This window comes from Clostridium aciditolerans (assembly GCF_016316925.1).
Lineage (GTDB): Bacteria > Bacillota > Clostridia > Clostridiales > Clostridiaceae > Clostridium_AM > Clostridium_AM aciditolerans.
Genome location: NZ_JAEEGB010000039.1, coordinates 35,686 through 59,605 on the forward strand (window position 1 = coordinate 35,686; position 23,920 = coordinate 59,605).

The following is a 23,920-nucleotide window of genomic DNA, read 5'->3' on the forward strand; positions in this document are numbered from 1 at the left end:
AAGGAGTTGATTAAATGGCTTATAAGGATTTACAAGATTTTATAGATGTACTTAAACAAAAAAAGTTATTACAGGAAATAGAAGTAGAAGTAGATAGTGATTTGGAAATTACAGAAATTACAGATAGAGTTTCAAAAAAATATGGGAAAGCACTTTTGTTTAAAAAAGTGAAAAATTCTCCATATCCTGTATTAATAAATTCTCTAGGAACTTATGAGAGAATGAATTTAGGATTAGAAGTTGAAAATTTAGATGAAATAGCTGAGGATATACTGAGTTTTATGGATGTGGCTAGTTATGCTACCCTTATGAATAAAATAAAATCTGTTCCAAAGCTAGCAAGATTGGCTAGAGTTTTTCCTAAAAAAGTAAAGAATGCAGCTTGTCAAGAAGTTATAGAAGAACCGGATTTAGATAAACTACCAATATTAAAATGCTGGCCTCAGGATGGGGGGAAATACATAACACTGCCTTTAGTTATAACAAAAGACCCAGAAACTAATCAGCAGAATATGGGTATGTATAGACTGCAGGTTTATGACAAGAAAACTACTGGAATGCATTGGCACTTACATAAAGATGGCAGAGAAATATATGAAAAGTATAGAAAATTAGGAAAAAGAATGCCTGTGTCTGTAGCTATAGGATGTGACCCAGCTATAATTTATTCAGCTACAGCACCTCTTCCTAAAATGATTGATGAGATGATTTTTGCAGGCTTTTTAAGAAAGTCACCTGTTGAATTGGTGAAATGCGTAACTAATGACATATATGTACCAGCTAATGCAGAGTTTGTATTAGAGGGATATGTAGATTTAGATGAGATGAGATTAGAGGGGCCTTTTGGAGATCACACGGGATATTATTCATTAGCAGATATGTATCCAGTATTTCATATAGAGAAAATTACAAGAAGAAAAAATCCAGTATATCCTACAACTATTGTAGGTAAACCTCCTATGGAAGATTGTTATATAGGAAAAGCTACAGAAAGGATTTTTCTTCCTTTGATAAAAATCCAATGTCCTGAGATTATAGATATGAACTTCCCTTTAGAAGGTGTTTTTCATAATTGCGTTATAGTATCTATTAAAAAGTCTTACCCTAAGCATGCACATAAAATCATGAGTGCTCTTTGGGGAATGGGGCAAATGATGTACACAAAAATGGTAATAGTTGTTGATGAAAATGTTAATCCTCATGATATATCAACAGTGGCATGGAAGGTCTTTAATAATATAGATGCTAAAAGAGACTTAGTAATATCTGAAGGTCCGCTAGATGCCTTAGATCATGCTTCTAATACAGCTTTTTATGGACATAGATTAGGTATTGATGCAACAAAAAAATGGGAAAGTGAAGGACATACTAGACCTTGGCCAGATGATATAGAAATGACAGAAGAAATTAAAGCTTTAGTAGACAGTAGGTGGCATAAATATGGCATTGAATAAAATTAAGACCTATGGGGAACTGGTTATGTTCTCCCATACATTATTTTCACTTCCTTTCGCATTAATAGGAATGATTTGGGCAGCTAAAGGATTACCTAATTTAGAAACAATATTTTGGATTTTAGTTGCTCTAACAGGAGCACGAAATGGAGCTAATGCATTAAATAGATGGGTTGATAAAGATATAGATAAGAAAAATCCTAGAACGGCTAGTCGTCATATGCCAAAGGGATTAGTAAATAGTTATGAAGTATGGGGAATAGTTGTAGTCTGTTTCGGAATTTTCCTGTTTGCAGCCTATAAATTAAATCCACTATGTTTTAAGTTAACTCCTATAGCTTTGTTTTTATTTTTTATTTATTCATATACGAAAAGATTTACATGGGCCTGCCATATTGTTTTAGGAGTTGCATGCGCTGGAGCGCCTGTGGGGGCTTGGTTTGCTGTTACTGGTAAGTTTGATTTTATTCCATTTATTTTAGGGGCAGTAGTAGCTTTATGGGTTGCAGGCTTTGATATAATTTATGGAACTCAAGATATAAATTTTGATAGAGAAAATGGTCTGTTTTCAATTCCAGCAGTATTTGGATTAAAAGGCGCACTTATTATTTCAGCAGTATTTCATTTTGTAATGATAATTTTATTAATAGCTTTATACTATATTCTAAATTTGACTTGGATTTATTTGATAGGTATATGTATAAGTGTTATACTTTTAACTATTGAACATTACATTGTATCTCCATCAAATGAAAAAAAGATGAAAATAGCTTCATATAATATAAATCAAATTATAAGTCCTTTAATTTTGCTTTTTACTGTATTAGATACATTTTTAGCATAAGGTTCAAGTATGTAAAAGAGGTGATTTTTTGAAGAAGTATATAATCGGAATAACAGGAGCAAGTGGAAGTATTTATGCAGTACGTTTAATAGAGGAATTGATAAAAAGAAATTGTGAAGTTTACTTAGTTGCCACGGATAATGGAAAGAAAGTGTTTGAATATGAATTGAAATATCAATTTAATGATTGGGTTGATAATTTAAATAGTAAGAATAACAGAATAAAAATATGCAATATAGATGATATGTTTTTTTCTATAGCCAGTGGTTCCTTCAAAACTGATGGAATGATTATACTTCCTTGTTCTATGGCAACAATCGCTAAATTAGCTGCAGGAATAGCAGACAATTTGCTTATAAGAGCTGGGGATGTAATGCTAAAGGAAAAAAGAAAATTGATATTAGTTCCAAGGGAGACGCCTTTAAGTTCTATCCATTTAAAAAATATGCTTACATTAAGTGAACTTAATGTAACAATTATTCCTCCTATGCCAGCTTTCTATAATCATCCTAGCAGCATTGAGGATATTGTAAATGGCACAGTAGGTAGAATTTTAGAGTCATTAGAAATTGAGAATAACTTGTATTACAAATGGAAAGGAAATAAATAGATTAACGTGATACTATGATTAAAATAGAAAATTTAACTGTTTACTATAACAATGTTAAAGCTGTAGAAAATATAAATCTTAATATAGAAAAAGGCAGTATATACACAGTTATTGGTCAATCCGGGACAGGCAAATCAACGGTGTTAAAAGCTTTAGCTGGAATAAATAAGGATTATGAAGGTAGTATATATTTTAATGAAAATAAACTTGACCCTAGAACACATTGCATAGGGTATATACCTCAAAACTATGGATTAGTTGATTGGAAAACCGTTGAGCAAAATATTATTCTGTCTTCTAAAATAAAATATGGTAAGAAAAATATAGATAAAGAATTTTATAAAAAGCTTCTAGAACAATTAAACATAGAAAAGCATTTAAAATCTTATCCTAAAAACTTAAGTGGTGGAGAAAAACAGAGAGCTGCTATAGCTAGGGCTCTTTTGTTAAAACCGAATTTACTTTTGATGGACGAGCCTTTTTCAGCTTTGGATTTGCTTACAAGGGAGGATGCTCAGAAACTTTTTCTTGAGGTATGGGAACAGCATAAAGTTACCACCCTATTAGTTACCCACCACATAAATGAAGCAATTTATCTAGGTCAAAAAATTATTGTAATGTCACCATCACCGGGAAAAGTTGAGAGTATTATAAAAAATGATTTATTTGGAAAAGACCCCTATGAGAATAGTTATTTATTTAAAGATATGGAGCTGAAAATACGAAAATTACTAAGAGGGGAAAAAGATTATGAAGTTAAGTGAATATAAAAAGATTAACTTTTTATATGCATTATTATTAATTTTTGCACTGTGGCAAGCTGCTTCGGTTTTGGTGAATAAAGAAATACTACCAACGCCTTTAAGTGTTATAGAATATATATTTAAAAATTTATCAAAGGAAATAATGCTGCATATATCATATAGCTTTAAAAGAATATTAATTGGATTATTAGCTACAGTAATTGTAGGAGTTCCATTTGGAATTATTATGGGATATTACAAGAGAGTAGATTCTATATTATCGCCCATACTATATTTTAATTATCCAGTTCCTAAAATAGCATTACTTCCAATCGTTATGCTATTTTTCGGATTAGGGGAAATGCCTAAATATATTATGATATTTTTAATAACGTTTTTCCCTGTTGTTGTAAATATTAGAGACAAGGTGAAAAGTATATCTGAAGAAATATACTATCCAATGTATTCACTAGGGGCAAGTGATTTTCAAATTATATATGAAATAGTCCTGCCAGCCACCTTGCCTGTTATCCTTACATCTGTAAGAATAGGTATAGGAACTGCCATATCAATACTATTTTTTACAGAAAACTTTGGTACAGAGTATGGCATGGGATATTATATTATGGACTCTTGGATGCGAGTTAGTTATATACAAATGTACTCAGCCATATTAATATTGAGTTTTATTGGATTAATGTTTTTTATTATAACAGATATATTTGAATCATTTTTATGTCCATGGAAGGATAAATCCTGAAATTAATTCTCTATAGGATTTTAGGGGGAGGATGTAATGAAAAAACAGGCAATAGTGCTAATTATATTGATTATATCATTAATAGGAACAATGACTTTCATTAGAGAGAAAGAAGTATTATATAAAGAGGGTACATATACAGGTTTAGGACAAGGTAATCATGGAGAGATAAAAGTTGAAGTTACTACAAATCAATATAAAATTAAAGGAATAAAGATTTTAGAACAGGAGGAGACTCCTGGTCTTTGCGATATAGTTTATGACAAAATTCCCAAAAGTGTTTTAAAGAAAAACAGTGCAGATGTAGAGGTTGTATCAGGAGCATCTTATACAAGCCAAGGGTTAATAGATGCAATAAAAGATGCAGTAAATAAAGCTAAGCTAGAAAAGAAGAAAGGGCCAATGAACATTACTAGTAAAGGCGGGATATTTTGAAATTAAATTATAAGATAATTTTATTTGTAACAGTTATGCTAACAATTGTTGTAGGAAGTATTGGTGTTTTAACTTTAAAGCAAGTTGAAAAAACTGTTGAAACGCAAATGGGAAATAATGCAATGGATTTAGCTCAAACAGTAGCTTCTATGGATATTATAAAGAAAACACTAGCAGAAAAAAAGGATAATAAGATTATTCAAGACACGGTGGAGAATTTTAGAAATAAAACTAGGTTTCAATATATTATAGTTATGGACATGGATGGTATAACATATTCTTATCCATATAAAGATGGTTTAGGTAAAGTTTATAAGAATGGCGGAGCAGAAAGATGTTTAAAATATGGTGAAACATATATATCTGCTGATAGGAATGTTTTAATTTCAGCTATAAGAGCGGTTGTACCTATTTATTATGAAGGTAAACAAGTAGGGGTAGTACTGGTAGGTCTTTTAAATGATACTGTAAATAAGGAAATTGCTACACATATATTCAATTTCAAGTTAATTTTTTTAATGGGACTTTTATTAGGGACAATAGGGGCTGTGTTTTTATCTTATAATATTAGAAAAGCTATATTTGGGTTAGAACCTAAGGAAATAGCCTTGTTGCTAGGTCAAAAAGAGTTAGTACTAGAAGGTTTAAAGTATGCAATACTGGCTACCAATGAAAATGGTGAAATTATATTTTTTAATAAAAGTGCTAAATTTATATTCGGATTTAAAGATGAAGATAGGTTAAAAAATATATCTAATTTTAATCCAACTTTTGCAAAACAAATAGCGAAAGCATTAGAAACTAAAGAAGCTGTCTATAATCAGGAGATAAAAGTTGCTGCTGATATGGTTTTATTATGCAACCATACTTTGCTAAAAAATCATAAGGATGATATTATAGGAGTAGTTTCTAGTTTACAGGATTTAACTGAAGTTAGACAAATGGCAGAAGAGCTAATAGGTATAAAGAAAATGACTAATGAATTAAGGGCTCAAAATCATGAATTTATGAATAAACTTCATACAATATCAGGCTTGGTTCAATTAGAGAGATATAATAAAGTTGTAGAATATATAGAAGGAATATCACATCAAAATCAAGAAATTATTGAGGTTCTTAATAAAAGTATAAAAAATTCTCATGTGGCAGGTATCTTGTTAGCAAAGTATTACAAAGCAGAAGAAGCTAAAATATCTTTAGAAATCGACTCTTCATCTTATTTGGACAAAAGTTCTAAAAATATTACTGATGGAGAACTTTGTTCAATCATTGGAAACTTAATTGAAAATGCTATAGATGAATTAGTAAAGAAGGAAAATGGAAAAATAGTAGTTAAGATTAATTGTGATGATGAAAATTTAAAAATCTTAATAAAAGACAATGGAATGGGTATGGACGAAAATATAAGACAAAGGATATTCGAAAGAGGAGTTACTACCAAGGAAGGAAAAAGAGGATTTGGACTTTATATTATTAAGCAAATTATAGATAGGGCAGAAGGACAAATAAAGCTCCATGAGGACAATGGTGTAACATGGGATATTTGTATACCACTAGAAGGAGGTTCTAGATGTGATTAAAGTAATTATAATAGAAGATGATCCAATGGTTGCAGAGATAAATGAGGCCTTTTTAGGAAAAATTGAAGGCTATACTTTACTTAGATCTGTAAACGCTATAGAGAAAGCTAAAGAAGAAATATTAAAAGAAAAACCAGATCTAATTTTGTTAGATATGTTTTTTCCACAGGGCCTAGGTATAGACCTTTTAAAGTGGACAAGAATAAATAATTTAAAGTGTGATGTGATATTGATTACTGCTGACAAAAGTATGACAAGTGTTGAAGAAGCATTTAGATATGGAGCGGTTGACTATATAATAAAACCTTTTACATTTAATAGATTTAAGGAGGCACTGCTGCAGTATAAGTCTAGAAGAAATGATTTTAAAGATACAGAAAGTGCTGAGCAAGAACTTATAGACAAAATGCTATTTAAAGAGAAAGAAACAGAACATAGTTATGTAGATAGTATAAAAGGATTTAGTTCACATACTTGTGAGAAAATTTTGGATATTATCAAGAATATGGATGGGGAATTCGTTACAGCACAAGAGTTAGCTAAGTTAACAGGAGTTTCAAGGATTACTGCAAGGCGTTATTTAGATTTATTAGAAAGAGAAGGCAAGCTGCTTCTTCATATGGAATATGGCAAAGTTGGAAGACCATTAAACAGATACGTTATAAAAGAAGACTAGAGTAAAAACTACCTATAGGGTAGTTTTTTTCATTATATAAGAAATTATAAAACTTAAGTCTGAGGATAATTTAAAAAGGCAATGAAATTAAACCGGTTACAATATGACCAAAAAAACGAATAAATTTACAAAAATTGAACCTGAGATATAAATTAAATATAATTTAGTTGAAGATAGTTAAAAATTTTACAAAGTATTAAAAAATTTAGGAGGTTTCTATGAAGCATTTAAGAAAAGTATTAGTATTCTTATTAGTTGGTATTTTTACGCTATCATTCACAGCATGTGGAAGTTCAGCGAAAACATTTGAGGGACAGGCTAAGGGTAAGAATGGAACAATTAAAGTAAAGGTTACAATTAAAGACAAAAAAATCACAAAGATTGATGTAGTTGAAAATCATGAATCAGAATTTACAAAGGAAACATTTAAAAAGGTTATCGACAACATTATTGCAGCAAATAGTACAGATATAGATGCTATTTCTGGAGCAACTATAACAAGTTCAGCAATAATTGCGGCAGTTGCAGATGCTGTTAAGAACTCAGGTATTGAGTTAACTGCAAAAAATGTTGATAAATCTTCAGCAAAAGTAGAAAATACATCAACAGATGTAGTAATAGTAGGAGCTGGTGGGGCAGGTCTTACAGCAGCTATTTCAGCAAAAGAAAAAGGTGCTAATGTTATACTTATAGAAAAAACAGCAGTTCTTGGAGGAAATACTAATTTTGCTACAGGCGGGTTAAATGCGGCTGGAACAAAATATCAAGAAGCAAAAGGAATTAAAGATAGTCCTCAATTATATATTGATGACACTATGAAGGGTGGAAAAAACAAAAACAACCCTGATTTAGTAAAAGTATTAGCAGAAAAATCAGCAGATACAGTTAATTGGTTAACTGAAAGAGGTGCTGACCTAAGCGATGTAGGAATAATGGGTGGATTAAGTGTTGAAAGAACTCACAGACCAAAAGGTGGAGCGCCTGTAGGAAATCACATAGTAGAAGTTCTATCAAAGAAGGCAAAAGATCTTAAAATTGATATAAGAACTGAAACAAAAGCAACAGAATTAATAGTTGAAGGAAATAAAGTTGTTGGTGTCAAAGCACAAAAGGGAAGCAGCAAATATGACATAAAAGCTAAGGCAGTTGTACTTACAACAGGCGGTTTCGGAGCTAACTTAGATATGGTTGCTCAATATGATCCAAAATTAAAAGGATTCCCTACTACTAACGCAGCAGGTGCTACAGGAGATGCTTTCAAAATGGTAGAACCATTAAATGTAGCTTTAGTAGATATGGATCAAATACAAATACACCCATCTGTAGTACCAGGTAAAAGTAAGCTAATTACAGAAGCAGTTAGAGGTAATGGTGCTATATTAGTTAATAAACAAGGTAAGAGATTTGTAAATGAATTAGGAACAAGAGATGCTGTATCAGCAGCTATATTAAGCCAAGAAGACAAGACAGGCTATGTAGTATTTGATGAAAACGTTAGGAAGAGCTTAAGTGCTATTGAAGGATACATTAAAGAAGGCGTTGTAACTGAAGCTAACTCAGTTAAAGAATTAGCTGATAAGATGAAGTTCAATTCTGCTGAATTCGAGAAAACAATTAATACATACAATGCATCAGTACAAGCTAAAAAAGATGCAGAGTTTGGAAGAGCCGATATGAAGTTTGAACTTAACAAACCTAAGTACTACGCAATTCCAGTTCAACCAGCTATACACCACACTATGGGTGGATTAAAGATAAACACAAATACTCAAGTTATAAATAAATTTGGACAAGTAGTTGAAGGATTATTTGCTGCTGGAGAAGTTACAGGTGGAGTTCACGGAGCAAACAGACTTGGAGGAAACGCTGTAGCTGATATCACAGTATTTGGTAGAATCGCTGGTGATAACGCAGCACAATTAGCAAAAAAATAATTTTATATAACTAATTTAAATTTAAAATTTGTTTTTGTATTTAGTAAGTATTGAAAATCTTCAATAATACTATATATCACAGGCTGTTAGCAATTATCGCTAGCGGCCTGTTTTATTGCATATTACCTCTCACTTATTAATAGGAGAGAAGAATTCCAAATTTAGTATAATTTTGGTGAGGCTGCTATTAGAAAGCTGATTTTTAATATTTAGTGAAAGAGTTTTTGTTCTATTATCAATTTTAAAAAAATATGCTATAATTTTAAAAATATACAAGAAGGATAGTGTATTTAAAACTAGTATAAGCTTATAGGAGGTATTGCAAATTATGAAAAGTCATGGATGTACTCTTGATTGTTTTGGATGCTGCAAATTAAATGTTCATGTTGAAGATAATAAGGTAATAAAAATAGAAGCAGATAAAAACCATCCTTATACTAAGGGGATAATGTGCGAAAAGGGGAGAAATCATTTAAAAAGATTAAATGATAAAGACAGGCTATACTCTCCTATGAAAAAAGAAGATGGAAAATGGGTAAACATAAGCTTTGAAGAAGCTATAGATATAATTGTAGATAAATTAAAGTATTATAAAGAAAAGTATTCTTCAAACTCCATAATGCATTACAGTGAATCTGGTTCAGGTTCTATATTAAAAGGAATAGAAGACATATTTTTTAACTTCTATGGGGGCATAACTAAAGCGGATGGAGGAACTTGTTGGAGTGCCGGCTCTAAAGCACAAAAGTATGATTTTGGATATAATAAATCACATTTTATAGATGACGTTTTTAACTCAAAGAATATAATACTTTGGAGTAAGAATCCGGCAAATTCTCACATACAGTTGTTTCATAGAATAAAGCAGGCAAAGGAAAAGGGAATAAAAGTAATAGTAATAGATCCTCTTTGTACGGACACTGCTAATATTGCTGATATTCATATAAAAATAAATCCATCAACAGATGCTGCTCTTGCTATGGCAATGGCAAAAATAATAATAGAAGAAAATCTGCAGGATACAGAATTTATAAAAGAAAATGTGATAGGTTTTGAAGAATACAAAGCTTATTTAGATACTTTAGATATGAATTATCTATGTGATGAATGTGGTGTAGATATAAATACAATAAAAGAAATTACTTATCTTTATGCTAAAGAAAAATACAGCTCTATATATATTGGGTATGGAGTTCAAAGATATAAAAATGGAGGCAACTCTATAAGAGCAATAGATGCTTTAGGAGCTATAACTGGAAGTATAGGTAAAAAGGGCGGGGGAGTAAATTACAGTAACAAGGTATATCCTGACGTGTTAAACTTAGATCCTTACAATAGTTATAAATATGCCTCAAAGGAAAGAGAAGTTGATTTAAATGAGTTTCCAGGTTTTGCAAAGGATAACCTAAAGGCTATATTTATAAGCAAGGCAAATCCTCTTAATCAGTGGCCCAATTTAAATGAATTTACAAAGGCATTTAAAAGCATAGAATTTAAGGTATGCATAGACATGTTTTTAACTGATACAGCAAAGCATTGTGATTTGGTTATTCCATGTACAAATACCTTAGAAACCGAGGATTTGTTATACACCTCAATGAGCAATCCATATATAATATATAATGAAAAATGTGTAGAGCCAAAGCACAAATTAATGGACGAATACTATTTCTTCAGGGAACTTGCAAAAAAGATGGAAATGAAAGAATATCCTTATGTACCTAAGAAGGAATATTTAGCACAAATTATAAAGCCTTTGGAAGAGAAGGGAATAACTCTTGAAAAGATAAAAAATGAGTATGTAACTATACAAGAAGATGATGTTGCATGGAAGGATTTAATATTTAAAACACCATCAAAGAAAATAGAGATGTATTCTGAAAGTGCAAAAAAGAATAATGTAAGTCCAATACCAATTTATATTAATGAGAAAAGCTCTAAGCTTAGACTTATAACTACTCATCCTAAAAGATCTTTAATGTCTCAAAGCTTTAAAGATATAGACACAATGGCTGTAGCTAATATAAGTCAGAATACCGCTAAAAATTATAATTTACTTAACGGAGAAATTGTTACATTAAAGTCTGTCAATGGAGAAATAGATGTGCAGATAAATATAAATAATAAACTTATGGATAACATAGTTCACATGGAAATAGGCTGGTGGGAAAAAAGCTCAAATCCAAACTTCTTAACAGAAGGGGCAGTTTCTGATATGGGCAAACAAATAGCTTATTATGATACTTTTGTAGAAATAAAAAAGAAAAGTTAACCTAAAGTTATCATTGGTTTTATTGTTATGAGACAATTTAATCCTCAGCAAATCAGAGTGGCAAAGGAATGATTCCTTTGCCACTTTTGGATTGAATTTATTGCATATAGATTTATTCGGTAATATCCAAACCACTATCTTGTAATTCCTCTGGTTCCTCAACTATCAATACATTATTTAAATTAGATTTTCTGTTATCTAAAGTGTTATGATTTATATGTTTTGTAATCATATCTTCAGATGGATTCATTAAGAACTTTTCTAAAAAAATTCTGCCTTCTGGAGAATTGGCTACAGCATGATGTTTTCCGCCACTTACATAATAAACCCAAGAATAACCACTGTTTATTACTTTATCTAAATCTTCCTTATCAATTAAGGTTTTCTCTTTTTTTATTCCATGTTTATCTCTAAGTATTATAGCGATAGTTTCCGAGTCCACATCTTCATAATCATTAACTACTGCATTTTGATTATATACTTCTATATTACATCTTCTGTTGTCTAAAGTATCTCCATTAATATGTCTAATAGGAGTTTTAGTGTGTACACCTAAAATAAATGAATGTAAAGATTGTTTCTCTTTAGACTTTTTACCACCAGGGGAATAAACTAGGCTCTGCACCAGATAGCTATTAAAATCTTTGTTCCACTCTGGAAACCACAGACCTTTGTCTAATACCATTTTTAAATCATCAGTATCTATTTTAGTATCAATAATTTTACCATCTTTTTTTCTTAGTTTTATATATGCAGTATCTCCCTTTACTTCATATTCATTAGCTTTTAATTCCTGTTTGCTATTTATAATAATCACCGCTTTCTTTTGTTACTAGTACTATATATATAATTTTTGTGTCAGCATTTTTAATTATACCATAAATGTGAATTTTTTTATCCCATGGAAATAGGGCTAGATTTGAAAATTGACATTATAGATAAATAATGTAAAATAATAATTAAGATAATTTAGACATTATAATATTTTATATGGTGATAAGGATGTGTTACTTTTGCTAGGACCTAAAATTAGAGAGATAAGACAGGAGAAAGGGTTAAAATTAAATGAATTAGCTGATAAAACAGGATTAACGGCTAGTTACCTTTCACAAATTGAGCGTAATCTTATTGATCCTTCCATCTCATCGCTAAGGAAAATTTCTGTTGAGTTAGAAGTACCTATTTATACATTTTTAACTGATGAAAGGAAGCAAAATGTGGTTATTCAAGCAGATAAACGAAAAAAGCTTGAGCTTCCTAATTCCAGTATTGTATACGAATTTGTTACTCCTATGGCTTCAGATAAAGAAGTAAATTCTAAAATGGAGATTATATATTTTCAATTGGACCCCTGCAGCTGGAGCAATGATGAATTAATGATACATCCGGCAGACGAATGTATATTTATAATTGAAGGTACTGTTGAAGTATATCTATCGGAAGAAAAGCATACCTTAAATAAAGGTGATAGCATTTACATACAAGAAAACATTCCACATAGGTTTTATAACCCAACTTCCGAAAAAGTTATTGGTATAAGCAATATATGTCCACCTATATATTAGTTAAGAATTAAGAGTTAACAATTGTGGAGGATTTTCCTCCTAGTAACTCATATTACTGGTACACCAAGTGCTTTACCTTTAATATCTCATAATTCTATATCTTATTGCAGATATTGCACTCATAATTACAGATCCTGACAGTAATGTTTTATTGAAAGGGATCCTTTCCAAATTAAATAACTTTTTAATTTTTTTAGTACTTCTTCAGCAGCATCAAGAAATCCCCATACTTCTACTTCACCAATTCCTATAATTCCTTCATCTGTATTTGAACTAACAATTTTAGATGGAGAGTTATCATCAAGCTCTTTACTCTTCTTAACATGCATAGAATTAAGAATATCTATCTTAATTCTATTTTGTATGAGAAATTTTGCTAAATAAAACCAATAGTGGCCTGTAGGTTCCATACTTACAATTAAAGTACTAGTCTTTCATTTTGAAATATAATTTTTATATGGTATACTATAATAAAAAATTCCATTGGAGGTAATAAAATGAATAGGTTTATGAAAAACTTATCTGTAGTAATTTTAGGTGGCTCTTTATTAGCTACTCCTATAACTGTATTAGCAGCAGAGCCGCCTAAATATGACGATTGGATTATAAACCAAGCTACCCTAAACATTCGAGATAAAGAAGCACAAAAAGAACGTAAGCTTTGGGACTCTTATAGCGCTGACCAAAAATATAATAGAACCTATAAAAAATACGTTGATAAAATTGCTGAGTATAACAAAAAAATTACACTTCTAAGAGCAATGGTTGATGCAGATCCCAGCAAATTAATTAATGATGATGTAGATGCATTAAAATATCAGATTTCTGAAATGAATAAAGAAATATCTGAAATTTCACTTGGAGAAAAATCTGGTAATAGCAAATTATATTTAGAGAAAAGTTGTACTCAATTAAGTACTGTAGCAGAAAAATTAGGATGGTACAGCTTTTATAAATGTGTTAAAGCTGGTGAAATAGAAGAAATTAAAAAAGCTACTACAGAATTGGATGATGCAATAAAAACTTTTACAGAATATTTTTCAAACTGTTATAATTATTCTTTTATAACACAAAATAACGGATTTAATGCTACAGAAGTAAATATGGCTAATTCAGATCTGTACGAATTTACGAAAAAATATACAGAGAATTTAATGAAGTGCTATGATGATTTAGATTCAGCATATAAAGGTCTTGAAAAAGGCAAAGTTCAATATGATTTATTGGAATCAGCAAATAAAAACATTACTAAGCCTGGTTATTTCGATGGTTTTACTTCTAATCAAACCATTGTAAGTAAAATAGTGGTCGCAGCTAATTCTGCTAAAGAAGCTTATAATGCATTAGAAAGATATAACATTGATGTTATGACTGGAGATAAAGGCAGCGATAAAATTTTCAAAGAAAAATTTAGTACATTTAAAACAAAATTAGATGAATTAAAAGCTGAACTTACAAATTTAGAACAAAAGAATTCAACTCTTCAATACAAGGTAGATCAAGATGTGGAAGCAGCAAAGGCTGCAGAACGTCAATTTTTAGAAGATAAAGGCTTTAATTCTATGGAGGAATATGAAAAATTCTTAAAAGATCAGCAAAAATTAGTTACACAACAGCAAATAGCTGCCGAAGCTGAAAAAATAAGTGCAGAAATAAAAAGACAAGAAGAAGAAAGAAAAGCTGAGATTGAAGCTGCTCATACAAAATGGCTAGATGAAAGAATTGATTTTGCTAAAGGACAAGCTAATCAAAATCATGATAAATCTTTCTATATGACTAAAGTTCAAAAAAACTTAAAAAGAGCGTATCTTAATAACACTTACCTTGGAACTATTTTAATGGAAAAACAATCTGAAGCTTATGATGTCATGTGGACTATTGCAAATAGTGGAAATGCTAATTTAAATTTATTACAGCAATTATACGACCAATATCCTAATGATTTTATTAATATAGTATTTTTTTATAAAATGAAATAAATTTTAATTAGATTATACATGAATTTATGTAAATTAAATGTATATAAGGTGTTAGTAGATAAATTTCTCCAATACGATCATTATATATTTGTGGGTTTCATTTATGGAGGCAAGGCTCATTGCCTCCATAAATGAAGAATACATTCTTTAACTTAACTACTAATTATTAGTTTAATTTATTGATATTTTTTCTGTTAGTATATTATTGATATAAGAATAAACCTCCATTAAATTTATTTTAGTTTCTCTACTTCTCTTCAATTAATGTAACATCCTCTTGTTTTTTTAGCATCTCTGCAATTTCGTATATTTCACTTCATCGAAACCTTCCATGTTAATTTTATCAGAATTAAATTTTGCCATTCTTAAAATCATTTCTAAAGGTAATTGTCGTTCTTTACCTCTTCTTAAATTTTTATTTATACATATCTGCATTTGTGTTAAAAACACTATAGCTGCAGTTTTACAACCAATTTCTTTTGCTATTTTTAAAGTGGACTTTCTATTTTTGCTATTGGTATTAGTAGCATCAAAAACTACATCAACCCCTTCTAAGAGAGCATTTTTTATCATATATTTGGCATTGTCAAATACTAAATTGTTAGTTTTTTCAAAGAACTCATAAGTGTCCATGAGTTCTTTTCTAATTTCATCACTGGAAATAACAACTGTGTTTAATTTAGACCTATTTTCGAGAAAAATAAGCATTTGAAGATTGATAAATTATTACATTTACACACAATTAAATAAGTATAACTTAATTTTTTAATAAATAATTAAAAAATGGTTGAATTTGCTTTTAATGTATAATAGAATGTTAATAAGAAGTAGGTTAATAAATACTTAAAAAATTAATAAATAATTATTTGGTTTGGGGAGGGGAGCGTATTGGCTGTAAATGCAAAACGTTGTGAAAATATTGTTGCCCAAGATGGTGAAGTAGTTGGGGCTGCTTGTAGAGTACCTTATTATCCATTAGTTGTAAAATCTGGACGAGGGGCGATAATTGAAGATGCTGATGGAAATGAATATATAGATATGCTATCTAGTGCAGCAGCAACTAATGTTGGACATTCACATCCTAAGGTTGTAGATGCAATTATAGAGCAAGCAAGAGAAGTTATTCACTATACACCAGTCTACACATACCATGAACCTTTAGTTAAATTGGCAAAAGAGCTAACAGAAATTACACCGGGAAACTTTAAAAAGAAAGTAGTATTTGGTCTTACAGGATCAGATTCAAATGATGGAATGATTAAATTAGCCAGAGCTTATACAGGAAGAAGTAAAATAATTTCCTTTATAGGTGCTTATCATGGCTCCACATACGGTTCAATTTCACTTTCTGCTATAAGTTTAAATATGCGCAGAAAAATTGGGCCACTAGTTCCAGATATTTATCATATAAACTATCCTCATTGCTATCGTTGTAAATTTGGTAAAAAGGAAGAAAGCTGCAACTTAGAATGCCTTCAAGATTTTGAAGATAAATTTAAGAGTTACTTGCCACCAGAAGAAGTAGCTGCAGTAATAATGGAGCCTATACAAGGAGATGCAGGACTTATTGTGCCTCCACAAAAGTATGTTAAAAAACTATATGATTTGTGCAAGAAAAATGGGATTTTATTTGCTGTTGACGAGGTACAGCAGGGCTTTGGAAGAACAGGCAAGTGGTTTAGTATAGAAAACTTTGGAATTGAGCCAGACATAATTGTTATGGGAAAATCAATAGCCTCTGGTATGCCGATGAGTGCAATAGTTGCAAGAGCGGAGATTATGGATGCAGTAGGACCTCCTGCACATGCCTTTACAACTATGGCAAACCCTATATGCTGCAAAGCTGCCCTTGCTACAATTAATGTAATAAAAGAAGAAAAGCTTCTAGAACATTCTAAAAATCTAGGTGAATATACCAAAGAACGTTTTAATAAGATGAAGGATAAATATTCTCTAATCGGAGATGTTAGAGGTATAGGACTGAATATAGGTGTTGACCTAGTTAAAGATAGAAATACAAAAGAAAGAGCACAAGAAGCTGCAGCAAAAATTTGTTATAGATGCTGGGAAAAGGGAGTATTGCTTACCTTTTTTGCAAATAATGTATTACGCGTTCAACCGCCACTTGTAATAACTAAAGAGCAAATTGATAAAGCACTTAATATTATTGAGAATTCAATAGTGGAATATTTAAGGGGAGATATTCCAGACGAAGTGCTTAAGGTAGCCAAGGGCTGGTAGTCATCAGATAAAGAATGCTAGGAATTACACCTAGCATTTTTACTTTACACAAGTCTATTAAATCTAACGGAGCCAATCAGGATTACCTGGTACGAAAGGTTTATTACCATACTTTTTCCTAAACTCGCCAAGAACATTTGCTATAAGCTCAGGCTTGTCTTTAAAAGTATCTATATCTTTTATAACCTCCATGTTTTGACTGAAAGGACAACTCGATATACACATGCCACAATCAGTGCCGGTGTATGTCCACTTAATGTAACAAGTTTCCTGTTCTGTTTTCCAATTGAAATTACCATTAGATTCTTTTTTAGTTTCAGTTGATATAGAGTGAGAAGGACAGGTTAATGAACAATTTTTACATAGTTCACAAAAGTCTTCAAGACCAAAGGACGTAGGTTTATCTACTTCGAGTTCTAAATTTGTAGTTACAACTCCTAGTCTAAGTCTAGAGCCGAGTTCTTTATTTGTAAGCAGACTGTTTCTTCCTATTTCCCCAAGCCCAGCATCTTTAGCTACTAGAACAGGCATAAGTAAATAGTTTGCATCCATATGGTTTCTGGCTTCATAGCCTAAACTTCTTATGTAATAGCCAAGAACCATACCTATTACAGCTGCATCTACATAGCATTTAGATGTTTCTATAACCTCTGCAATCATTGGCCCTCTATTTATCATATCTTTATCCATTTCAACTGCAAAAACTATACCATATTTATGGTCCGATTTCACTTTTTCACCATAAACTTCAGCATGTCTACCTCTATGAGTGTAAAAATGATAATCCTTAAGCTCTGTAATCCCCACTAATTTTGCTCCATAGTGCTTAGCAAAACCTTTTATTCTTTTAGTTATAATTTTTTTATTACCTTCAACTTTTACTGGATTAACATCACCTTCACACAGATGTCTTATATCACCTAAAAAATCAAAGGCACAGCTTGCCATAGGAGAGTTTAATGGACTATAAGTCATAGTGTCTTCATCGCAGAGACGAGGTCTAGTTCTTATGCTGTCATCGATAGCTTTTTTATCAGGATTTCTTTTATAATAATCTTCATAAGCATCAGTACCTTTTTGATAATTTGATCTAGAAAACATTGCATCTCTTTCATCAACTCTTTTCATTAGTATACCCCCCAAAAACAATTGAATTTTATGTTTTTAGTATACTATCAATATAATGAAGTTTCTATATATTTCAATTTTTTTGTTAAAATAGAAGTAAATTTAGCCTAATATGAATAATTCCTTAATATTATCAAAGTGTGGGATATGTAGTAGTTGCCCATAAACAATAGATATGATAAGTTATAATCAGTTATGTAAATGGAAAAATAATGTTATTAATACAGTTATAGAATAATCATTATTATATTGATATATTAAAATTTAGTAATGATTATGAAAGCTCCAGTAATAAGTTTATCCGATGACTTATCCGCTCTAATACTCCCATCGCACTCTGTGAAAGCGATTCGCACCAAATCGAAGATTTGGGCTCTCTGCTTGCACTCTGTGAAAGCGATTCGCACCAAATCAAAGATTTNNGAGGTTAAATGCCTAAATGGCATTTAATGGGCAGAATTGCCCAGTGGTCGTAGACAAACTCCACCTGAAGCCAAGAATTCTGTTTATAAAAATCAATTTTAGATAGTTTGGAGGGTTTTAAATGAATTACATTAAAGATTGTGAGATTTACACTGAAAGACTTTACATGAGAAAATTAAGGGAGGAGGATTTACATGATTATTTTGAAATTATGAAAAAAGATGAAGTAGGTAAATGGCTTGGGACTTCCAGAGGAAAAACCTATGAGGAGACAAAGTTATTAATTGATAAATTCTCAAAGCAGTGGGAAGAAAAGGGTTATGGAGTATGGGCAGTGGTAGATAAAAAGTCAGGGGAATTGCTAGGACATTGTGGCTTGAACTTTCTTAAGGAAACCTCAGAGATTGAAATATTATATGCTTTTGATCCTAAGTTTTGGAATTATGGTTATGCAACAGAATCTGCAAGAGCGGCTCTTGAATATGCATTTGAAAAAGCAAAGTTAGATAGGATAATCGCCTTAGCAAAGCCTCTTAACATAAAATCAAGTAATGTTATAGAAAAGATTGGGCTTAAATTTGTTGGAATTAAGGAATACTTTGGATTGCAATTAAAATACTATGAAATATTCAATAATAAGATAAATTATTAAGAGTAAGTCTCTACTATTGAAGTAATAAAGAAGGGGAAGTTATGGGGAGAAAAAAACTTAAAGTTATTGGGATAATATTAGGATGTATAGCTATTTTATTATTAGGGGGATGTGTTTATGTATATGCTAAGTGTCCTATAACTATACATGAAGGAAAAACTTATGTGTCTACTGGCAATGTAGTATTAGATAAAAAATTGGCTAAATTAGAGGTAAAAGAAGATGTAGAAAAGCTGGTAAATACAATTGAAAGTACACATCCAATTTTTTTGGAAGGAAAAACAGAAAAATATAAAAAAGCAAAGGAAAGATTTTTAAAAGAGACAGATAGGGATATGACTACTGCTGAGTTTCAACTTGCTGTTAGTAGATATTTATCATCAATACAAGATGGACATACTAGAGTTTGGTTTGAAGAGGATCAGTACTTAAATATTAATTGGAGATATTTAAAGGGCAACTTGGTTTTACTTGATAAAAATAATAAACCAACAAATAAAATAGTGAAAAAAATTAATGGTGTAGAAATAAATAAGGTTATGGATACAATTAAAGATCTATTTCCAGCAGAAAATTATGCAGCTGAAGTCATTAATAATTCCACCTATTCAAAGGGAAAGATGGTGCTTATGAATTCCGGTGTTGATTGTTCAAAGGATATGTTTGTAACAGTAAAAAGTGAAGCAGGAGAAGAAAATATCAAAGTAGAATTTGACATATATGATAGATTTCAAAATGTAAACAACGAAATTTCAAGCAAAAAAATTAATGATAAAACAATATATGTAAAATTAGGTGTTTGTGAAGTTAATGAAAACTTAAATAAAGTTGTAGCAGACTTAAAAGAAGGCATTAGTAATAACGTAAAGAATGTAATAGTAGATGTTAGGGACAATCAAGGAGGAACCTACCAAGCCTGTGATATGATACTGGATGTACTTAAAATAAAGACAGGGCATTTTGGAGCTATAATAAGGTTTTCTCCATTAGCACAAGAACAACATGGATTCTTAAGAAAAAGTGGATATATGGCTTATGATAGAAGTAATGAGGTTGTAAAAAATAAAGATATAAACTTATATGTCATCACAAATGAAGAAAGTTTTAGTTCAGCTCAATTGCTTGCTACACTGGTTAAGGATGGAAACTTAGGTACTATAGTTGGTCAACCAAGCAGTAATATGCCGTCTTCATTTGGAGATGTATTAAAATTTCAATTGGATAATTCTAAATTAGAAGTTCATACTTCATTTAAAAAATGGGCTAGACCAGATAAAAGTAAGGATAGTGAAAGAGTACTACAACCAGACATTGAGGTAGAATATCCAGAAGATCCGTTAGATAAAGTTTTAAAAACAATAACTACTTAAAGAACTATAGCTATTAAATGAACTGGTAAAGTGATAGATGGCAAAATTGAATTTTACCATCTATTAATTTTTTTGTATAAATTTGATTATTTAAAATATATAGATGATATTGATCTTTTGGGTTTATTAGTGTTGTGAAAAGTTAGGAAATGCAGCACTTTTTTTGTTGCGTGAATTTAAAGGAGATATTTATTTTGAAGGGAAAAAATCAATAAAAATTACAAAAGAAAATTTCTATGAAGGTTTTGAGGCTATAATTATAGAAGTATATATTAAAAAGGAGTTATCAAATAATTATGATTGATACTATTAATAATACTCATAAATATAATACTTTAGTTTTGATATTAGGATTAGCTGGATTTGTTTCAGCAGCGGATAATTGGTTTGTTTCACCGTCTCTTTCTCCAATTGCTTCAGAGTTTAGTGTATCAGTTTCTATTGCTGGCTCTGTATTAACTGCGTATATGATACCATATGGAATTATGCAACCTATTTATGGCTTTTTTAGCGACCGCTGGAGTAAGGCTAATGTATTAAAGCTTATAGTATGTGGACTTGCCTTAGGAACAATAGGAAGTGCAGTTGCTAGTTCATTATTAATATTATGTATTTTTCGTGTTATTACAGGATTCTTCGCTGCGGGTATTATAGCAGTATCTCTAGCTTTGATTGGTGATACTGTTCCTGCTTCAAATAGGCAGGCTTATGTTGGTAGATTTATGGGGATAGTTTTTTTAGGGCAAGGTTTAAGCGCAGGCTTAGGAGGGTTAATTACCCAACACCTCAGTTGGCGTGGGGCATTTATTTTCTTTAGTTTAGTGGCTATATGTTCAGAGGCAATTCTGTTTAGAAGTTTACCTAGAGACTCTAAAATTATAGAAAGCAAAAAACAAAATTTTTTTACTCAAGCTAAGTTAGCATTAAATTCATCTGGGGGAAAGATAGTTTTCCCGTTTGCTTTAAGTACTGGTTTTTTATTATTAGGGTTATATTCTTATTTAGGCTCATTTTTGCATGAAAATATAGGCTTAGATTATTCCCAATGTGGGATTATAATTATGTTCTATGGATTCGCTTGTTTAATTGGAGGTTCACAAGTTGGTAAGTTTAGTAAGAGGTTTGGTCAAAAAAATGTAATATTAGCAGGGCAAGTATTTGCTTTAATTACAACTTTGCTTTTATATTTTTTTCATTATTGGCAAGTTGCTTTAATAGCTGCAATTTTTTTAGGATTCGGGTACATTTCTATTCAGTCTACATTAGCTACGATGGCTTTTGATATTATGTCAGAGGATAAGGGACTTCCATCAGGTTTAGTAGGTTTAGGACTTTTTTGTGGAGGAGGATTAGGTAGTTTATTTAGTGGCTGGTTGCTTATTAAGGGAGGATATCAAAGCATTTGGATTATTTTTTTTATTGCAATATTAGTGTTTAACCTTATAACCCTTAAAATAAAATTTAATTAGATAATATTGCATTAATTAAAATTATGGCATAACACATGTATGAGTAATAAGGCTAGGAAAGTCTATTAAGTACTTTCCATTATTAATATTATATGAAGGAGAGGAAAAATGAAATTAAAAGTTTTAGTAGATAATAATACATATATCGACCAATATTATTGTGGGGAACCTGCAGTTTCATACTATATTGAAGATGAGGACAGTAGATTATTATTAGACGTAGGGTATTCTGATTTATTCATAAGGAACTCAAAGGAATTAGGTATAAATTTAGAAAGTATTAGTACTATTGTTATTTCACATGGTCATGATGACCACACAAGAGGATTAAAGTATTATTTTGAGCAAAGCTATAAAAATAATATTTCTATCATTGCTCACCCAGATGCATTTAAAGAAAAAGAAATAGGCAATTTAAAGATTTGCTCTCCTATTTTGGAAGAAGAATTAAAAGAAAAGTGCAACCTAATTCTTTCAAAAGAGCCTATTAAGGTTAGCAAAAATATAACTTTTCTAGGAGAAATACCACGAGTAAATGACTTTGAAAATAGAAAACCTATTGGTAAGCAAATTATTGGTGAAAATTCAATTGATGATTATGTAATGGATGACACTGCTCTTGTATATAAAAGCGAAAAGGGCATATATATTATTACAGGGTGTTCTCATAGTGGGATATGCAATATAATAGAGTATGCAAAAGAAGTATGTAAAGATAATAGAGTATTAGGCGTTATAGGAGGATTTCATTTATTTGAAGTTACTAAGCAAGTTCATAAAACAATTGATTACCTAAAAAAGAATAACTTAAAGGAGCTGTATCCTTGCCATTGTACTTCATTTAATGTTAGGGCGGAGATACATAAAGCTTTACCTGTAAAAGAAGTTGGAGTGGGATTAGAAATAAGTTGGTAAAAAATTAAAATTAGAGGTTATTATATTTGCTGAGGAAGTGAATAATATGAAAATATCAGTAATACATGGAAGTCAAAGAAATGGTAATACAGAAAAAACTATTGAGATAGTTAAATCAAAGTTAAATTCCCTTGAAAATAATGATTTTTTTGATTTTTATTTACCAAAGGATTTACCAATGTTTTGCTGTGGCTGCTTTCAATGTCTTGACAAGGGAAATTTTGGTGGTGAGTTCTGTCCTCATGCTAAATATACTCATCCTATTTTAGAAGCAATGAAAAATTCTAATGGTATTATTATAACTTCACCTGTGTATTCACTGGCTGAAAGCGGACAAGTTAAAGTTTTTCTAGATCATTTCGCCTGTATTTTTATGAGTCATAGACCATTACAAGAAATGTTTTCTAAGACAGCTCTTGTAATATCTACAACCTCTGGTGCAGGTACAAAGCATGTAATAAAACCAATAGAAAGAAGCTTAAAATACTGGGGAATTCCAAAAGTATACAAATGTGGCTTAACTATTTGGGCGAAAGATTGGAGTGAAATGCCACTTAAAAAGAAACGTAAATATGAGAAAATTTTAGAACAGAAAGCATATGCTTTTTATAAGTCAATGAAAAATAAAAAAGTATATAGTCCATTAAAAACCAAAATATTGTTTAGCGTATTTAGAAATCTTATGAATAGCTATCCAGATGGTCATCAAGATAAGGAATACTGGAGGGTTAAAGGATGGCTGCAAGGGAAAAGACCTTGGCAAGAATATAACCTTTAAATTTTAAGTAAAGTATAAATATGTAAATGAAAGCCATAAGTAAAATTTATGGCTTTCATTTAGAAAAAAAGTATTTATGAATGAAATCAAGG

At 30.7% G+C, this 23,920-nt stretch carries 23 protein-coding genes; 19 read left to right on the forward strand and 4 right to left on the reverse strand.

Annotation, left to right across the window (positions count from 1 at the left end; all coding sequences use genetic code 11):
* Window positions 1-14: 14 nt before the first annotated feature.
* From I6U51_RS21255 to I6U51_RS21300, 10 genes are all read left to right on the forward strand, one after another.
* Window positions 15-1,454 (forward strand): menaquinone biosynthesis decarboxylase, encoded by a 1,440-nt coding sequence (locus I6U51_RS21255; protein ID WP_211144566.1) that lies wholly within the window; start codon window positions 15-17, stop codon window positions 1,452-1,454.
* On the forward strand, window positions 1,441-2,298 hold the full coding sequence (locus I6U51_RS21260; protein WP_211144567.1) for a UbiA-like polyprenyltransferase: 858 nt from the start codon (window positions 1,441-1,443) through the stop codon (window positions 2,296-2,298). The genes I6U51_RS21255 and I6U51_RS21260 overlap by 14 nt, the downstream gene beginning before the upstream one ends.
* Before the next feature lie 28 nt (window positions 2,299-2,326).
* Window positions 2,327-2,908, forward strand: a complete 582-nt coding sequence (locus I6U51_RS21265) for a UbiX family flavin prenyltransferase (protein ID WP_211144568.1) — start codon at window positions 2,327-2,329, stop codon at window positions 2,906-2,908.
* 14 nt (window positions 2,909-2,922) lie between these two features.
* Entirely contained in the window at window positions 2,923-3,672 is a 750-nt protein-coding gene (locus I6U51_RS21270) for an ATP-binding cassette domain-containing protein (RefSeq protein WP_211144569.1), read from the forward strand.
* Window positions 3,659-4,411 (forward strand): ABC transporter permease, encoded by a 753-nt coding sequence (locus I6U51_RS21275; protein WP_211144570.1) that lies wholly within the window; start codon window positions 3,659-3,661, stop codon window positions 4,409-4,411. Before I6U51_RS21270 ends, I6U51_RS21275 begins: the two co-directional genes overlap by 14 nt.
* A 36-nt stretch (window positions 4,412-4,447) precedes the next feature.
* Window positions 4,448-4,846: an FMN-binding protein gene (locus tag I6U51_RS21280; protein WP_211144571.1), complete on the forward strand. Its 399-nt coding sequence runs from the start codon at window positions 4,448-4,450 to the stop codon at window positions 4,844-4,846.
* Window positions 4,843-6,426, forward strand: coding sequence for an ATP-binding protein (locus tag I6U51_RS21285; RefSeq protein WP_211144572.1), 1,584 nt, complete (start codon window positions 4,843-4,845; stop codon window positions 6,424-6,426). Before I6U51_RS21280 ends, I6U51_RS21285 begins: the two co-directional genes overlap by 4 nt.
* Window positions 6,419-7,102 carry a response regulator gene (locus tag I6U51_RS25375; protein ID WP_211144573.1) on the forward strand — a complete coding sequence of 228 codons (684 nt, stop codon included), beginning with the start codon at window positions 6,419-6,421 and terminating at the stop codon, window positions 7,100-7,102. Before I6U51_RS21285 ends, I6U51_RS25375 begins: the two co-directional genes overlap by 8 nt.
* Window positions 7,103-7,320: 218 nt before the next feature.
* Window positions 7,321-9,036 carry a flavocytochrome c gene (locus I6U51_RS21295; RefSeq protein WP_211144574.1) on the forward strand — a complete coding sequence of 572 codons (1,716 nt, stop codon included), beginning with the start codon at window positions 7,321-7,323 and terminating at the stop codon, window positions 9,034-9,036.
* A gap of 328 nt (window positions 9,037-9,364) precedes the next feature.
* Window positions 9,365-11,308: a molybdopterin-dependent oxidoreductase gene (locus I6U51_RS21300; RefSeq protein WP_211144575.1), complete on the forward strand. Its 1,944-nt coding sequence runs from the start codon at window positions 9,365-9,367 to the stop codon at window positions 11,306-11,308.
* Between the two features lie 112 nt (window positions 11,309-11,420).
* Here I6U51_RS21300 and I6U51_RS21305 read toward each other — a convergent pair whose 3' ends face one another.
* The gene (locus tag I6U51_RS21305) at window positions 11,421-12,125 is read right to left on the reverse strand and encodes a hypothetical protein (RefSeq protein WP_343069794.1); all 705 of its coding nucleotides are present in this window, start codon (window positions 12,123-12,125) and stop codon (window positions 11,421-11,423) included.
* Between the two features lie 196 nt (window positions 12,126-12,321).
* On the opposite strand from I6U51_RS21305, the gene I6U51_RS21310 reads away from it, so the two are divergent.
* The gene (locus I6U51_RS21310; protein WP_178907952.1) at window positions 12,322-12,873 is read left to right on the forward strand and encodes a helix-turn-helix domain-containing protein; all 552 of its coding nucleotides are present in this window, start codon (window positions 12,322-12,324) and stop codon (window positions 12,871-12,873) included.
* A gap of 125 nt (window positions 12,874-12,998) precedes the next feature.
* Here I6U51_RS21310 and I6U51_RS25380 read toward each other — a convergent pair whose 3' ends face one another.
* Window positions 12,999-13,283 carry a hypothetical protein gene (locus tag I6U51_RS25380; RefSeq protein WP_211144576.1) on the reverse strand — a complete coding sequence of 95 codons (285 nt, stop codon included), beginning with the start codon at window positions 13,281-13,283 and terminating at the stop codon, window positions 12,999-13,001.
* Window positions 13,284-13,370: 87 nt separating this feature from the next.
* Between I6U51_RS25380 and I6U51_RS21320 the strand changes: the two genes are divergently transcribed.
* Complete coding sequence (locus I6U51_RS21320; protein ID WP_211144577.1) at window positions 13,371-14,852, forward strand: hypothetical protein; 1,482 nt, start codon at window positions 13,371-13,373, stop codon at window positions 14,850-14,852.
* Window positions 14,853-15,137: 285 nt separating this feature from the next.
* Here the strand turns inward: I6U51_RS21320 and I6U51_RS21325 are convergent, their stop codons facing one another.
* A complete protein-coding gene (locus I6U51_RS21325; protein WP_211144578.1) occupies window positions 15,138-15,560 on the reverse strand; it encodes an AAA family ATPase in 423 nt (140 codons plus the stop codon).
* A gap of 180 nt (window positions 15,561-15,740) precedes the next feature.
* Here I6U51_RS21325 and I6U51_RS21330 point away from each other — a divergent pair, with 180 nt between their 5' ends.
* The gene (locus I6U51_RS21330; RefSeq protein WP_211144579.1) at window positions 15,741-17,093 is read left to right on the forward strand and encodes an aspartate aminotransferase family protein; all 1,353 of its coding nucleotides are present in this window, start codon (window positions 15,741-15,743) and stop codon (window positions 17,091-17,093) included.
* A gap of 63 nt (window positions 17,094-17,156) precedes the next feature.
* On the opposite strand, the gene I6U51_RS21335 is transcribed toward I6U51_RS21330, so the two are convergent.
* The gene (locus I6U51_RS21335) at window positions 17,157-18,221 is read right to left on the reverse strand and encodes a 4Fe-4S dicluster domain-containing protein (RefSeq protein WP_211144580.1); all 1,065 of its coding nucleotides are present in this window, start codon (window positions 18,219-18,221) and stop codon (window positions 17,157-17,159) included.
* A gap of 544 nt (window positions 18,222-18,765) precedes the next feature.
* On the opposite strand from I6U51_RS21335, the gene I6U51_RS21340 reads away from it, so the two are divergent.
* The 6 genes from I6U51_RS21340 to I6U51_RS21365 all read left to right on the forward strand — a co-directional run bounded on the left by I6U51_RS21340 (window position 18,766) and on the right by I6U51_RS21365 (window position 23,828).
* A complete protein-coding gene (locus I6U51_RS21340) occupies window positions 18,766-19,296 on the forward strand; it encodes a GNAT family N-acetyltransferase (protein ID WP_246517584.1) in 531 nt (176 codons plus the stop codon).
* A gap of 41 nt (window positions 19,297-19,337) precedes the next feature.
* Complete coding sequence (locus tag I6U51_RS21345) at window positions 19,338-20,666, forward strand: S41 family peptidase (protein ID WP_211144581.1); 1,329 nt, start codon at window positions 19,338-19,340, stop codon at window positions 20,664-20,666.
* Window positions 20,667-20,832: 166 nt separating this feature from the next.
* The gene (locus I6U51_RS21350; RefSeq protein ID WP_211144582.1) at window positions 20,833-20,970 is read left to right on the forward strand and encodes a hypothetical protein; all 138 of its coding nucleotides are present in this window, start codon (window positions 20,833-20,835) and stop codon (window positions 20,968-20,970) included.
* Window positions 20,963-22,135 carry an MFS transporter gene (locus tag I6U51_RS21355; RefSeq protein WP_211144583.1) on the forward strand — a complete coding sequence of 391 codons (1,173 nt, stop codon included), beginning with the start codon at window positions 20,963-20,965 and terminating at the stop codon, window positions 22,133-22,135. Before I6U51_RS21350 ends, I6U51_RS21355 begins: the two co-directional genes overlap by 8 nt.
* Window positions 22,136-22,243: 108 nt before the next feature.
* Window positions 22,244-23,050, forward strand: coding sequence for an MBL fold metallo-hydrolase (locus tag I6U51_RS21360; protein WP_211144584.1), 807 nt, complete (start codon window positions 22,244-22,246; stop codon window positions 23,048-23,050).
* A gap of 46 nt (window positions 23,051-23,096) precedes the next feature.
* A complete protein-coding gene (locus tag I6U51_RS21365; RefSeq protein WP_211144585.1) occupies window positions 23,097-23,828 on the forward strand; it encodes a flavodoxin family protein in 732 nt (243 codons plus the stop codon).
* Window positions 23,829-23,920: the final 92 nt, after the last annotated feature.

Coding starts and splice junctions, on each gene's coding strand:
- I6U51_RS21300 (WP_211144575.1), top strand. CDS start 9,365: ATGAAAAGTCATGGATGTACTCTTGATTGTTTTGGATGCTGCAAATTA.
- I6U51_RS21280 (WP_211144571.1), top strand. CDS start 4,448: ATGAAAAAACAGGCAATAGTGCTAATTATATTGATTATATCATTAATA.
- I6U51_RS21255 (WP_211144566.1), top strand. CDS start 15: ATGGCTTATAAGGATTTACAAGATTTTATAGATGTACTTAAACAAAAA.
- I6U51_RS21345 (WP_211144581.1), top strand. CDS start 19,338: ATGGGGAGAAAAAAACTTAAAGTTATTGGGATAATATTAGGATGTATA.
- I6U51_RS21340 (WP_246517584.1), top strand. CDS start 18,766: ATGAATTACATTAAAGATTGTGAGATTTACACTGAAAGACTTTACATG.
- I6U51_RS21355 (WP_211144583.1), top strand. CDS start 20,963: ATGATTGATACTATTAATAATACTCATAAATATAATACTTTAGTTTTG.
- I6U51_RS21365 (WP_211144585.1), top strand. CDS start 23,097: ATGAAAATATCAGTAATACATGGAAGTCAAAGAAATGGTAATACAGAA.
- I6U51_RS21270 (WP_211144569.1), top strand. CDS start 2,923: ATGATTAAAATAGAAAATTTAACTGTTTACTATAACAATGTTAAAGCT.
- I6U51_RS21275 (WP_211144570.1), top strand. CDS start 3,659: ATGAAGTTAAGTGAATATAAAAAGATTAACTTTTTATATGCATTATTA.
- I6U51_RS21360 (WP_211144584.1), top strand. CDS start 22,244: ATGAAATTAAAAGTTTTAGTAGATAATAATACATATATCGACCAATAT.
- I6U51_RS21295 (WP_211144574.1), top strand. CDS start 7,321: ATGAAGCATTTAAGAAAAGTATTAGTATTCTTATTAGTTGGTATTTTT.
- I6U51_RS21335 (WP_211144580.1), bottom strand. CDS start 18,221: ATGAAAAGAGTTGATGAAAGAGATGCAATGTTTTCTAGATCAAATTAT.
- I6U51_RS21260 (WP_211144567.1), top strand. CDS start 1,441: ATGGCATTGAATAAAATTAAGACCTATGGGGAACTGGTTATGTTCTCC.
- I6U51_RS25380 (WP_211144576.1), bottom strand. CDS start 13,283: ATGGAACCTACAGGCCACTATTGGTTTTATTTAGCAAAATTTCTCATA.
- I6U51_RS21320 (WP_211144577.1), top strand. CDS start 13,371: ATGAATAGGTTTATGAAAAACTTATCTGTAGTAATTTTAGGTGGCTCT.
- I6U51_RS21325 (WP_211144578.1), bottom strand. CDS start 15,560: ATGCTTATTTTTCTCGAAAATAGGTCTAAATTAAACACAGTTGTTATT.